Raw genomic sequence first — 12,997 nt, 5'->3', positions numbered from 1 at the left:
AAAATGGGGAAGCACTCTGGACCAAGCCGCACCCGCGCGGCGCTTACGATGTCGATCAATGCGCGATTACCCGTGCTACCGCGTGCCAGTGGCGATCCTCGCCCTTCGATCTTGCCGCATTCCTGTCGTCACACGGGGACGTTTCGAGGAAACAACCTTGCACTCGTCTCTGGCAAAGCGGCTTTGAATCTGTATTGGCGCAACCAGACGTTCTCGCAACAGGTCCGACGATTGGGCGCATTTATGCGGCGTCGACTCGATGCTATCGCGCACCAGCACGGAAATAGGTTTGCTGTTCGTGGACGGGGCATGGTATGCGGATTCGATTGCAAAACGACCGAAATCGCAGAGGCGACGTCACATAGAGCGTTTGAGAAGGGATTGATTATCGAGCGATGCGGACCGACCGATCAGGTTGTAAAGTTCTTGCCTGCACTTACGATCGAGCAAGAAACGTTGGGACAAGGCCTAGACATATTCGAGGAGTCATTGACCGAAACGTTGAATTCAGCCCGAGCAAGCTAAACTTGTAGGCACACGAGAGAAACTGTTGCTAGCGACCGCATCGCCGCACACGCCGAAATGGTCAGGAGTTTTGAGGCCATGATCATGAAGGTGACGCCTGAAGGCCAACTCTATCTGTGACCCTCCGAGTCGGCTGATGCGCGGAGAACGCCTGCTGCCCTCCTCGATCCACAACACGTGAGTGCGAGCAGCACCTTGACCATAGAACCTCGCAATCGCGAGCGATTCTGGTCGAGCTGGCTTATCTAAGTTTCCACTCTGAGGTCTGCCGAAGGTGAGCTCGCAGCGGAATGGAGTCAAATGGTGTGGTATGGCTTCTTGGTGCCCACGTGCCCAGCCGCACGGGTGCGGACTTTGTTAGGACCGTAGATTGTGCAGCAGCGATCCAGCCTGAGCCGTTTACAGCATAGGTGCAGCAACAATCACTCCGGCGGCCGGCGTTGCGACGAACGCCGTCAAGGAACGAGCGGTGGGGATGTCCCGGGTTCTGTTGAATTTCTGAAGAGGTCGGCGTTGCCACCTTGAGCCGGTAGGCTCGGGGTGCTGATTCCAAAGGAGAGCAACGCCATCACGAGAGATATCACACACCGGCTGGTTGGCCGGCGACCGGCGCTGTGGACGAAGCATTTGCGGAAGTGCGGGCGAGTCCTCGAGTTCAGCTATCAGAAGCCCCTATTTGGCGTGAGCGCCTCGGCGGCAAGCGAAGGTGACGGACCAAATGTCAACTATGCTGGGCCAACCGAAGAAGCCCGACGCATCTGCCGGGTCCGAGATGCGTCGGGCTGAGTGGAAGGCTGAGCGCGACAGTCTTCCTCCCAGAACCGCGTCTGCAAATAGTATGCCGTGCCCGTACTGCTACACCAGTATCTCAAATTAGATATCTGCCCTGCCACAAAGTTCCGCGAGGCATTCAGAGACGCTCGGCCAGCTCCATCTTCAAGGCCTGACTATTCCCGTTCCAAAAACTCCCGCCATCACCTTTCGTTTGGATCAAAAATGAGGCAGAAGAAGCGGACGACGGGCCGCCGGCTCATCAACAACAGATATCTAGATGTTTGACACATTGCTACGCGTGACTGGAACGATCGCCCCGAGCTCGCGCACGACAGAGGCAAACGATCGAGATCTAAGCTTAGATTTCGCGAAAGGTGCGCTCATTGTTTTGGTGATCGTTGGGCACCTGATTCAGTATGTCATCTACCGAGACGACGGGTTTTGGTATTCGCCGTACTACAAATCGATCTATATGTTTCACATGCCGCTCTTTATGGCGATAAGCGGATATCTTTCTTCTCGATCACTGCTGCAAAAGTCGTTCACTCGAGCCGCCAGCGACCGTGCGAAGCAGCTCTTGCTGCCGATGCTGTTTTGGTGGACGTTCATGGAGACAGCTAAGCTGGCGGCATTGTGGCGCGCGCCCAGCCTAACGAGCGGACTTTTGGAATTTGTAGACGATTTCACTGGCACATACTGGTTCATCTGGGCCACGTTTATTTCCTACCTTCTCCTCAAGATTTCTACCAGGCTAAACCACCAATCGTGGGTCATATCTGGCTTAGCCATACTGGTCGCACTCGCGCCTCTGACATTCTCCATATCACCCCTGATCAGATTCACTTACCCGTTCTTCTGCTTCGGCTTCTTGCTTGCTCAATCGAGAGAGCGATGGACGCGTACATCGCGACATCACAAGCCGCTCCTAATTTTACTTCTCTCGATAGTGACCTGCGTATGCTTTCTAGCTTGGGGCAAGGATACCTATGTCTACAATAATCTTGGGGTAATTCACGATTTTCGGTCGGCTAAAAACGTGCTTCTGATGTTTGTTGGCTCTGCAGCTGCCTCAGCAATCGCTATCGAACTCCTGCTGCAATGCTGGAGCGTTGGCCATTCAAATCGAATTGCCCGCTTTATCGCTGTGGAGTTGGGCCAGACCACGCTGCTGCTCTACCTGGTCCAGGGTACCGTGTTCCGTCTCATGGATTTCGTACAATTCGGAGAACTTTGGGATCTCACGACCCGGTTGATCATCGCGGGTATGCTCGGGGCCGCGATTATCGCGATCGCGCTAACGGTGCGCTCGATTGTTCGCGGCGTTCCATATCTGTCGCAGCTCGTCCTTGGAATGCCGCCACGCTCTGGTCTTCCGCAAGCCAAACCTGCAATGAACTAGCTGTATGCATTTGACGTTTGTACGGCAGGGTATGGCGATAGCTTGTGACGCCGCGGGAATAGCGCTCGAACTCAGATCCGACGGCGACGGCGTGCCGCCGGTCGAGCCGGTGATCGGCATAAGAGCAACCCCATCGAAGCGTGTATTGATCAGGTTTGTATGGCACCGGCGAACTCAGCCCATTGCCTCCGTCCAAATAAGATCGACTGTCGTAAGATTAGCTTCGCTGCACCAGTCGTCCAGCCGCCGGGTTTCGACCCAGATCTGGCGATCGAACCTAATCCAATCACACTCGGCGAGATGTTTCTTTGAGTGCCGTACTGAACCCGAGAGTCCAGTCGTTCGAATCTCCGTCTCGGCCCGCAGCTGCCCGAAGTAAAAGGCCCTCAGCAACGAACAAGCCGTTCTTGTTCGATGAGATGGCGAGGCGATTACTCATCGCGAGCAAGTTGTGCTCAGATTCAGTCGCGCGCGCAGCGAGCTCGGCCGGGAAGCCTTCGAGGACAAGAGCAAAGCATCCGGCTGCTGTAGCTGGTGCGCATCGGCAAGCAGGCGTAGGGCATCGTCCACGTTCCGAACTTGTACCTTGAAGCCGCCCATCGCGTTCACGCTTTTATGGTGTGAGACCAAAGATGACCCATCACGGAAATTTCGCAATTCACCAAGGCTCGGATCATCTCAACACGCTCGCCCCCTCCCTCAAGTTCGAGGCGTCTGCGCCACGCTGCAGGACGCCTCGAGCGTTGCATATCGTGTCGTCGGAACTGAGATGAAAGCTGAGAAACGGCATGTCAGCTACAAGCAGGGTGCCAGGCCCTGTTTGCGCGACCACGACCAGGTGGTGATTCATCGTCGCCATGCTGACCGGTAAAGTGGTCATCAAACCCAAGGCATACGTTGCCGACGCTATCGCCGACAAGAATGACGTCGACGACAGGATCGGCGATGCGTGCCGTTACCCGCATCATAAGCCGTGATCATCACCATGGCGCGCCCTTCCTCCTTGCGTCGTTGCAGAACTGGAATCGTGACGCGTTCAACCGGCAGCTGCGAAGTGTGGCTCATGTCGATCTGATCCGGCCCCGCATGTCTCTGGAAATGGCCTTCCCCTTGGAGAGCGAAAGGTATCTGTCATTAGGGAGCCCGAAAAGGCGCGTCACTGAGAAGTCGGAAGCACAAAGTTTCCAATGATTGGGCGGTCAGCAAATAAGGTCTTTCAACATGTCCTCTGCGCGGTGTTCCAGGGACTGACCATCCGAACATTCTGAGCGTCAAAAACGGCGGCCTGGAGACGACGCACGCGAGCGGCGATAGTGGATGTGCTTATGAGGCTGCGATTTACGTGTCAAAGCCGCTGTCGGCCCCTTAAGGCGGCATGTCCGTTACCTCTGGCTGCTGACAAGGATGGGCTGGCGCTTAAAGCCACGGCCTCGGCGGACTGCAGGCTCCGCAAACGACCGCGACCAGGCGAGGGAAATAGGAAAGATGCACCAGCGCTCGCGCGGCTGCCGCAAACTCCGGAATGCGGATGACGTGTCCAGCATCTCCGTGTCCGTAGAGGCTTGATAAGACCTGCCGTCCAGGCAATCTCATCTAATCGAAATAACGGCGGAACTTCCGCAACAGGCCGTCACCAATGGACGCATAACTTCATGATTTTGTAACAACTTCGCGCAGGCATCCACACAGATGAACACGCAACCAATCGCGAACGCGATCGGACTGAAACCGAACGCGCGATGACACTGTGGACCGACCGGCGAAGCCCGCGATCTCGCCCGGCCGGCAGCACCCACGTTGCAGATGCGAGGTCACAATCGTCCATTTCGTAGGTATATGGCAAGGCTCTCTCAAGTCGTTCGGGAAGCCGACGACAGCTCAGGATCCTTGATCTTGCGCTGCCGCGCGTCTCTTTCAGGCCAGTGTATCGGCAGCGCCACAAATGCCTGCATATATTTCGTCCAGGTCACCTGCTGTTACACAATATGGCGGCATCACATAAATCGTATTACCGAGTGGGCGCAGCAAGAGATTACGGTCTTTAAAGAAGGCGTGAAGCCTCGGGCCGATGCCTGCGAGATAACCGGTATCTCTCGTCTTCAGATCGAGTGCTGTGATGGTGCCGCTACGGCGAACGTTTGCAAAGCGCGGATCGGCGCGGAATGCTTCAATTGCGTGCTCCTGCATGGTTGCAACCGCAGCGATGCGCCGGTGACATTCCTGGTCTTTCCACAGCTCCAGGTTAGCCTTAGCGGCGGCACAGGCCAGCGGATTTGCCGTGTACGAACTCGAGTGAAAGAATGTGCGCGTACGGTCTTTTGAATAATGGGCATCGAAAATCTCCGCCCGGCAGAGTGTCACCGCGAGCGGCAGCGCCCCTCCCGTGAGACCCTTCGAATAGCACGCTATGTCTGGCACAACATTGGCCTGCTCACAGGCGAAGATTGTTCCGGTGCGGCCCCAGCCCGTCATGACCTCATCGGCAATGAACAGGACGTCCGACGCCTCGCAGATCCGCTTCATCTCTCTTAGCACCCAAGCTGGGTACATCAGCATTCCGCCTGCCCCTAACACCAGAGGCTCGACAATAAAGGCTGCGGGATTTTCGTTCCGACATGCTGACTCAAGCGCATCAAGCGTCGCCCGCTCAAGACCGCTCGCAGGGAACGGGATTGAGGTCACGTCGAACAGGAGAGGTCCGTACGCCACGTTGAAGACACCGCGGGCACCAACTGACATCGCACCGAACGTGTCCCCGTGATAGGAGTGCTGCATGACAACGATGCGTGTTCGCTGTTCGCCTATATTGTGCCAATAGCCGAGCGCCATCTTCAAGGCGACTTCCACGCTGGCTGAGCCACTGTCCGAGTAGAACACGTGGTCCAAGCCTCGGGGTGTGAGTTTCAAAAGGAGCCGAGCGACCTCCTCGGCCGGATCATGCGTGTAGCCGGCGAAAATGATTTGGTTCAGCTTGCCGGCCTGTTCCTGAATCGCGCTCACGATCTGCGGATGGCAATGGCCGTGAGTGACGACCCACCAGGATGAGATTGCATCTATGATTCGATGATCATCCGCCGTGTAGAGATAAGCACCGTCGCCACGCACAACCTTGGTCATCTCGTTGTGAAGAGCATGCTGCGTGAATGGGTGCCAAATTGGCCACCTCTTGTTTGGCTTCATGGCTTGAAATCGCCGGGAACAAACGAGCCTTTGAAGACATCCCGTAGGCTGTCTGCCGTCAAAGGAGAAATCCAGGGCAGCCGTCCTAACCAACGCACCCGCGCGATGTCACAAATTGCGCTCTCAGTTTCAGAATTTCTTTCCCCGATGAATGCGATCCCAAGAATGTCGATCTGGCGCTTTCGCAAGGCCTCTATCGAGAGCAGCGAGTGATTGATGGTCCCGAGTAGCGTGCGCGCGCAAAGCACGACGGGAAGTCGCCACCGCTGGAAGATATCGATGTAGAGTGCGCTAGAATTCAGCGGCACCATCAGCCCGCCAGCGCCTTCGATGACGAGCGGTCGCTCCCCGGTATCCGGCAGGACGAGCGAATCGGGGTCGATGCGAATTCCATCTATTTCGGCGGCATGATGCGGGGAAGCGGGCGTTTTAAGGCGGTAACGCTCCGGAACGATCCGATCGGCCGGAAGACCGCTCAGTCGTGCGACCTGCTGGCTATCGGTCTCTCCTTCAACACCGGCCTGAATTGGTTTCCAGTAATTCGCGCCGAGAAGATGGGCAAGGCCTGCCGAAAAGACAGTTTTGCCGATCCCTGTATCTGTGCGGGTCACCACGATCCGCTGACTCATCGAGATCCGCCCCTCGTCTCCTCAACGAGGGCATCGAGCATCGCACGCACCTCATTCTCTCCGACGTTGAGCGTCAGTGAAATTCGTAAACGGGCCGTGCCGGCCGGCACTGTTGGCGGTCTGATTCCTCGGATGTCAAATCCGCGAGCCTGTAGCGCGGACGCTAGCCTCATGGCGCGGGCATTCTCGCCAATGATATAGGGCAGGATCTGCGAGTTCGAAGGACTTCTCTCGCCTCGCGCAACCATCTCCCGATGCGTGAACGCGACAAGCCTCGCCAGCCGCTGTTGGCGCTCCGGCTCCTCCTGCAGGATCAACAGAGCCTCCCGTACGGCTACCGCCATTAACGGCGAAGGGGCGGTCGCGAAGATAAACGGGCGACAGCGATTGATTATGAAGTCGCGCAGCACGCCAGAGGCGGTAACAAGCGCGCCGGCGGCTCCCAGCGCCTTGCCGCAGGTATGAATAACCAGGAGATTTTCGCGTCCTTCATAGGCCGCTGTGAGGCCTCGCCCCTGCTCGCCGTAAACGCCGGTGGCATGAGCTTCGTCCACAACCAAGAACGCATCGTGCCGGTCCGCGATCGCGAGCAGGTCTTCAAGCGGTGCGAAATCGCCATCCATGCTGTAGAGGCTCTCGACTACGATCCAGACCCGCCCCGCTCCGCCCGCGGCACGCCAGTCGCAAATTGCGCTTTCGATAACCTGGGGGTCGTTATGGGCGCTGGTTCGAAACGCGGCTCGGCCAGCTCGTGCTCCTTCGTGAATGCTGGCGTGAACCAGGGAATCAAGGACGAGCAGGTCGTCCCGTTGCGGCAACGTTGTCAGCACCGCAAAATTTGCGACATAACCACCGCCGAAGAAGAGCGCGGTCTGCGCGCCGAAGAACCGCGCCGCTGCTGCTTCGAGGCGTTCGTGCTCCTCGCAGTTGCCGCGCAGAAGCCGTGATCCGCCGGCTCCGATCGGAGTACCCCCTTCGAGCGCGGTGACGATGGCTTTTTTCATGCGCGGCGCGCTCGCCAGGGCCAGATAATCATTTGATGAAAAGTCAATCCCGGTGCGCGGCCTGAGACTCCGCAGGCGGTCGTCGTTTTTAAGCGCATCTAAGCCTGCCGCATAGCTGGCGACTTTACCCGCAATGATGGAATTCATTCTTCACTCGCTGAGCAAGGATGGACGCAGCAAAACTCCCAACTGGTCGCCAACGACAGGGTCTTACGGCGGCTAGCTTGTTGGATTCAAACCGGCACGATGCGATTTTGTCGATCAACCAGCACAATGCGCGGCCTGAAGATTCTTGCATCCGCCTCGTCAAGTGAGGCGTATGCAACGATACTTATTTTATCGCCGGGCATCGCCAGTCGCGCCGCCGCACCGTTCACGTCTACCGTGCCGGACCCTTGTGGCGCTTCCGTCACAAACGTTGCAAAGCGTGCCCCCGTTTCGAGGTTGTAGAGTTCGACGCGTTCGTTAATCAGGATACCGGCCGCGTCCAGCAGTGCGCGATCAATCGAGATCGAGCCTTCAAAGTGCAGGTCGGATTCAGTTACCGAGGCGCAATGAATCTTTCCCTTCATTATGACAATCTGCATTTCTTACCTACGCTGATAGCTTGCACGCAGCACGCCGTTGTTCTGATGACTTAAGCGAGTCCAGAGGTAATGCCGAGCCGGGCTAACAAACTTGCATCACGGTCAAGTTGCGGGTTTTTGGTAGTCAGCAACACATCGCCGACAAAGATGGAATTCGCACCCGCCAAGAAGCATAGGGCTTGGAGTTCATCAGTCATATACTGGCGCCCGGCGGCCAACCGTACGACGCTCTTGGGCATCATGATCCGCGCGGTCGCCACCAGGCGCACCAGTGCAATCGGATCGGAACGCTCCGCCGTGACCTTCACCGGCACGCCATCCACCTCGTTCCACAGGTTGATCGGTATACTTTCCGGATGCTTGGGAAGATTGGCGAGCAGTACCATCATGCCGAGACGGTCATCGACGTGCTCACCCATGCCAATAATGCCGCCGCAGCAGACTTTGACCCCCACCTCGCGCACGCGCGTAAGAGTGTCAATCCGATCTTGCAAGGTCCGCGTAGTGATGATGCTGCGGTAGAACTCCGGCGAAGTGTCCACGTTATGATTGTAGAAGTCGAGGCCGGCGTCGGCGAGCCGCGCGGCTTGCTTTGGCGTGAGCATGCCGAGCGTTACGCACGTCTCCATGCCGACACGTTTAACGGCGGCAATCATGTCGCAGACCTTATCGAGATCGCGGTCCTTTGGACTGCGCCACGCCGCGGCCATGCAGAAGCGACTCGCCCCGGCCGCCTTGGCGCGCTGCGCGGCGGCGACCACATCAGCGCGATCCATCAAGCGAGTCGCCTTCAGGCCAGTGTCGTAATGCACGCTCTGTGCGCAGTAGGTGCAGTCTTCAGGACAGCCGCCCGTCTTGATGCTGAGCAGGCTTGCGGTTTCGACGTGGTTTGGGTCAAAATTGCCGCGATGAACGGTCTGGGCCTGAAATAGGAGCTCGGCAAATGGCTGCGCGTAAACCCGTTCCGCCTCGGCACGTTCCCAGTCGCGGCGGACCGGCGCGCCGTTGCGGCCGCTATTGCCTTCGACTTCCACAGCACCCCCAAGATTTTCGGTCGATCATACAGGCGACACCGTCGTGCGTAGCTTCGCAAAGCAACACTCTTGCCTGCTATTGACGAGAAATATCGCCGAGTTGCGCGGGCATGGCGCTCGTATCAGGCTAATCGCCGCTCCCTCATGCAGGATTTCCTCGCGAGGCCGAGACAAGCGCAACAACGCTCCTCGACGCGCCTCACTCAGGTAACTAGCCGATGCGTACGGTAGTTGCGCCCCGTAGGAGCCTCTCCTGATACAAATGTATTTGGCCGCGCGCCGTGTACAACGGATTCACGAATCTGCTCACCTGGCCGATTCCACGATGGTGTGGTTATGCGCGTCACATCCCGTACAATAAACGGTGGCCCGGACGAGCCGACTCTGCGAGCGTTACCTCCCGCCGCCTCCAGAAGCGCAGCGGGTTGGGCTCTGGGGCGCAGAGTAGCGGCCCGGCGCGCCCTTGGCGGGTCTGTGGCCACCAAGGCTTGCTCGCCGCCCCTGGCTGTGGTGAGCAACTCCGCTGGACTCTCGATCACGTCGTCGCCGCCCGACTTGGCACGACGCGGCGAGATCTGCTAAGACGTCGCACTCATCTGCGCAAACAGAATTGCCGCTTCAGACGGCCCGAGCCCGACGATGCCCACGAAGGCTGCCGGAGGCATCGGAATGACCTGACGGGTCGGCCTCCAGAGATGCAGGCAGTAGCGACTGTTGTTCACATACTGCGAATGAGGAGGATGCAGCTGCATCACACATTCCTCTTCATCCCAAAACATATCTTTGGCGAAGCACATCTCCTCCCAGTTTGGAGATCGCCGTGGCGTCGACACAGAGACATGCTCCCATCCCGGACGGACGAAGCCGACGATCTTGAGTTGGCAGCCACAAGGCCCCTGCACGAAGAAGAGACCGGAAGGACCAGACCCCGGTGCGGTGGCGAATCGGCCATCGCGGACGCGCCCCGCTTCGAGTCTTTCTACACTTTGCTTCCTCATGCGTCCTCCTTCTTCTTTTGGCCGATAGAGTTGCATCCGGCACCACTCGTGTTGTTCGACTCGTACATCGAACGGCTGGTACCCTGGCATGGGCGGCCCCAACTGCCGCTGATCATCTGCACCGACTTACTTGGATGAAGAACATCGGTTCTGTCCGCATCGTTCAGGGTTTATCTTTCGACATCTGAGCTCTCTTAAACTTTCTCGTCATTCGCACGTTCGTTGCGAACTTGGCCTCATGCAGACAATCTGCGCAGACATCTACGATGGCTTGTCTTGGCAAGCCGTGCCAGCAGGAGCTTCTGCTCGCCTCGTCGCCTGAACAAGTCCGCAACGTATGGCGTTGAGCTCGCCGTGCTTGGTGCAAGATGCCAGAATTCGACTGAAACGCTTAATGGCGGCGGAAGCCAATTCGCGTGGCATGATCCGGCGAACCGGCTACTTTGTCACCCAAACAAGCGTCGAAGGCTTCAGCACATGGTGCAAAGCGACGCCAATGCCTCGCCAGTTCATCGAGCGAGAGGCTTTGATTTCGACGATCTGACGGTGGGCTTTCATCTCATTCCTTCATGTCTAGCGGTTAGCCGGCTTGCCGCCTGAGACACCGTCAATGCGTCATCTATGTGGCCGGCCACCGTGACTCAGAATGGAATTCATGGTCAGAGGCTCGCACGCGCGGTCCGCACTCGTTCAGCAGCCTCGCTCATTCGCCTTACCGCATGAAGCAGTTCAGCCCTAGCGGGCTGTGAGCTCCAACGGAGAGACACCCCGCGCCGGGGTCACAAGCATTGACGATCGGTGCAACCGTCCGCCCGGTCGATCAGAACTGCCCGTCAACCTCATTTCTTTGCCGCCCCTCCGCGAGGCGAGCCAGCTTATCATATTCCTCAGCGACCTTGATGAGCCTGCATCTGGATGTGTCGTCCTCGAGCGACTCCGCTTTTCTTCGGGTCGCTTCAGCACGGCTTCGCCAATGTTTGGCGTCTGAGAACAGGTTTTTTTGCTTCATGCGGAAGACGATGCAGTTTTTAGATCAAGAAAATGCGACACATGCCCTACGTAAGATCCCGTAGGTTGGCTGTCGCAAAAGCACCTCATTTGCCGTTATGTGCCGACCGCTCTGTTGATGTCTGAGATGCGACAAGCCGCTCGCACCAAGCGCGGCGAGGGGCGCGAAATGCGCGACTCTCGACATTAGGGCTTGAATCGTACGTAGCGTCAGATTGTAGGGTCTTCTTACAGGTGGCGAGCGTGCTTGGCCGTACAGCAGCTTCCGGGCGACACAATTTCGAGTGTGTCGTTTGGCGAGCCAGATTGCAGAAGGCCCGCGTTGTCTCGGACGCCGCAGTGAAGCCGCCTCGGCGACTCATTGCAACGTGTCGCGATGAAGCCAGGCTGCAGGAGAACCGGATTCTAAGATCGCAGCAGCATTGTCGCGTCGCGATTGCGCCGCTTTGTAGATTGCTCACGCAGAGGTCGCGGTCCGGAGATCAGGGCCTCGCAGCTCAGAGTGGAATGGAAGTTGGAGGCCATACTCATCTTACATAGCCGTGATGCGGCCGCGGCGAACCTGCAATAGCTTGCTCACGCCGAAACAGGTAGCTGTAGGCATACACGGTTGCCAGCATTCTCGCCAGAGATGCGCCGACTGGTCGCTCATGCCGGAGCCCCCTACGGGTGCCTGGATTGACTCCGCCGCCGCCTCCATCATGTTTTTCGTATCCAAAGACGGACAACACGGCCTCCGGAGTAGCAATGACTTCTGCAGCTTTGGCTACCAAGCAGTCGTTCAATTGACGGCCATGGAGCGCGCGAGGTCAGACCACAAGGAAATCTCGATCTATGCCCTGTCCGAAATGTCACACAGATAACTGGTGCGAGATCGCAATGCACGATCCCTGGAGCGGCCGACCAGTGATCAACTGCAATACCTGCGGTGAATATGCCGAGTACGATTGCCTCCAGCGCAAAGCAGCGCACGCGATCATCGCAGCTACCTTGGCTTGTACCGTGAGCAAAGAGGACCAGCGAGATCCGCGGGCGGTTGCTGACAGCATTTTGGATGTGCTGGAGAATGCCGGCCTAACAATCGCTCGCGCCTCAAGATGAATGGGAGGAACACCGATCGGCGCCGCTACAAGGCCCCGCCCCTCCATCAGAGAGCATGGCCAACTGCGCCGCACGTTCCAACAGCCACTTGATTGCCTTCAAAACGCCGTCTGTCCCCTGGCCGACCTGGAGTAGTCGGCATAGCAACTCTTTGATACCAACAACGATTGTAGCAAACGCGCCAATCTGGACCCGAGCCGCGCCCCTCTCAACGGGACCAGGGCTGAGTACCGCTTAGGCGCGGGCTTCCAACGTGACGCCCGGCAGATCTTCCCACAAGTATCGAACCCGCGATGATCAACCCCGCGTGGCCTGCACCTGACGGCGCCTTTCGCGGTCCATAGTTCAAAGTTATCTAGAACGGCGAAGTCACTGTTAGGTGCCTTGACGGGAGTTTGGCTCATTGACCAGCTGATCTCGTTTCCTATTCTGCTCAGCCGCCGCGGCACCGACAACTCCCGGGAAGCAGCCCTATTATGACGGGACAGCGGGAGAGCTCGGCTGGATAGACAAAACCAATTCGCACAGACTCGAGAGAGCATTCAGCCATGGACGATTGATTCCGGCGCCGAGGCAGCTCCTATCCACACATTCAAGTAAGCTTGACTGATTCGCTTGATCACTCGTGGCCGGCGACGAGCAGCCTCACAGCTGGGCGTAGCTATGCGCGCACACTCGAGCGGACCCGAGCTGCGCGTTCCGCAGACGACGAATACAGAAAGCCAACTGCCTTGGTGAAGCGCCTCCCGCCCTCCTCG

At 57.7% G+C, this 12,997-nt stretch carries 10 protein-coding genes and 1 pseudogene; 4 read left to right on the top strand and 7 right to left on the bottom strand.

The genetic code is table 11. The features are described from left to right. Positions 1 to 3: 3 nt before the first annotated feature. The gene (locus IVB12_RS23300; protein ID WP_346658518.1) at positions 4 to 525 is read left to right on the top strand and encodes an aminotransferase class III-fold pyridoxal phosphate-dependent enzyme; all 522 of its coding nucleotides are present in this window, start codon (positions 4 to 6) and stop codon (positions 523 to 525) included. Between the two features lie 1,051 nt (positions 526 to 1,576). Further along, entirely contained in the window at positions 1,577 to 2,698 is a 1,122-nt protein-coding gene (gene nolL / locus IVB12_RS23295) for a nodulation factor fucose acetyltransferase NolL (protein WP_247302434.1), read from the top strand. Between the two features lie 457 nt (positions 2,699 to 3,155). Here the strand turns inward: nolL and IVB12_RS23285 are convergent. The 7 genes and pseudogenes from IVB12_RS23285 to IVB12_RS23255 form a co-directional block, all read right to left on the bottom strand. Then, positions 3,156 to 3,763: pseudogene (locus IVB12_RS23285) on the bottom strand (3-methyl-2-oxobutanoate hydroxymethyltransferase); the annotation flags it as partial. 849 nt (positions 3,764 to 4,612) lie between these two features. Beyond that, entirely contained in the window at positions 4,613 to 5,878 is a 1,266-nt protein-coding gene (locus tag IVB12_RS23280) for an adenosylmethionine--8-amino-7-oxononanoate transaminase (protein WP_247302433.1), read from the bottom strand. Then, positions 5,875 to 6,507, bottom strand: a complete 633-nt coding sequence (gene bioD, locus IVB12_RS23275; RefSeq protein WP_247302431.1) for a dethiobiotin synthase — start codon at positions 6,505 to 6,507, stop codon at positions 5,875 to 5,877. Before bioD ends, IVB12_RS23280 begins: the two co-directional genes overlap by 4 nt. Beyond that, positions 6,504 to 7,658, bottom strand: coding sequence for an 8-amino-7-oxononanoate synthase (locus tag IVB12_RS23270; protein WP_247302429.1), 1,155 nt, complete (start codon positions 7,656 to 7,658; stop codon positions 6,504 to 6,506). Before IVB12_RS23270 ends, bioD begins: the two co-directional genes overlap by 4 nt. A gap of 86 nt (positions 7,659 to 7,744) precedes the next feature. Next, positions 7,745 to 8,098 carry an aspartate 1-decarboxylase gene (gene panD / locus IVB12_RS23265; protein WP_247302428.1) on the bottom strand — a complete coding sequence of 118 codons (354 nt, stop codon included), beginning with the start codon at positions 8,096 to 8,098 and terminating at the stop codon, positions 7,745 to 7,747. 50 nt (positions 8,099 to 8,148) lie between these two features. Further along, complete coding sequence (bioB, locus tag IVB12_RS23260) at positions 8,149 to 9,132, bottom strand: biotin synthase BioB (RefSeq protein ID WP_247302426.1); 984 nt, start codon at positions 9,130 to 9,132, stop codon at positions 8,149 to 8,151. A 578-nt stretch (positions 9,133 to 9,710) separates the two neighbouring features. Further along, the gene (locus tag IVB12_RS23255; RefSeq protein ID WP_247302424.1) at positions 9,711 to 10,166 is read right to left on the bottom strand and encodes a hypothetical protein; all 456 of its coding nucleotides are present in this window, start codon (positions 10,164 to 10,166) and stop codon (positions 9,711 to 9,713) included. Positions 10,167 to 10,524: 358 nt separating this feature from the next. Between IVB12_RS23255 and IVB12_RS23250 the strand changes: the two genes are divergently transcribed. Both IVB12_RS23250 and IVB12_RS23245 read left to right on the top strand, forming a co-directional pair. Continuing rightward, a complete protein-coding gene (locus tag IVB12_RS23250) occupies positions 10,525 to 10,674 on the top strand; it encodes a hypothetical protein (RefSeq protein ID WP_247302422.1) in 150 nt (49 codons plus the stop codon). Positions 10,675 to 12,017: 1,343 nt separating this feature from the next. Next, the gene (locus tag IVB12_RS23245; protein ID WP_247302421.1) at positions 12,018 to 12,239 is read left to right on the top strand and encodes a hypothetical protein; all 222 of its coding nucleotides are present in this window, start codon (positions 12,018 to 12,020) and stop codon (positions 12,237 to 12,239) included. Positions 12,240 to 12,997: the final 758 nt, after the last annotated feature.

Source organism: Bradyrhizobium sp. 179 (assembly GCF_023073535.1).
In the GTDB taxonomy this organism is placed as follows: Bacteria; Pseudomonadota; Alphaproteobacteria; order Rhizobiales; family Xanthobacteraceae; genus Bradyrhizobium.
Note: the sequence above shows the minus strand (reverse complement) of the source record. Positions and strands in the feature narration are given on the sequence as shown.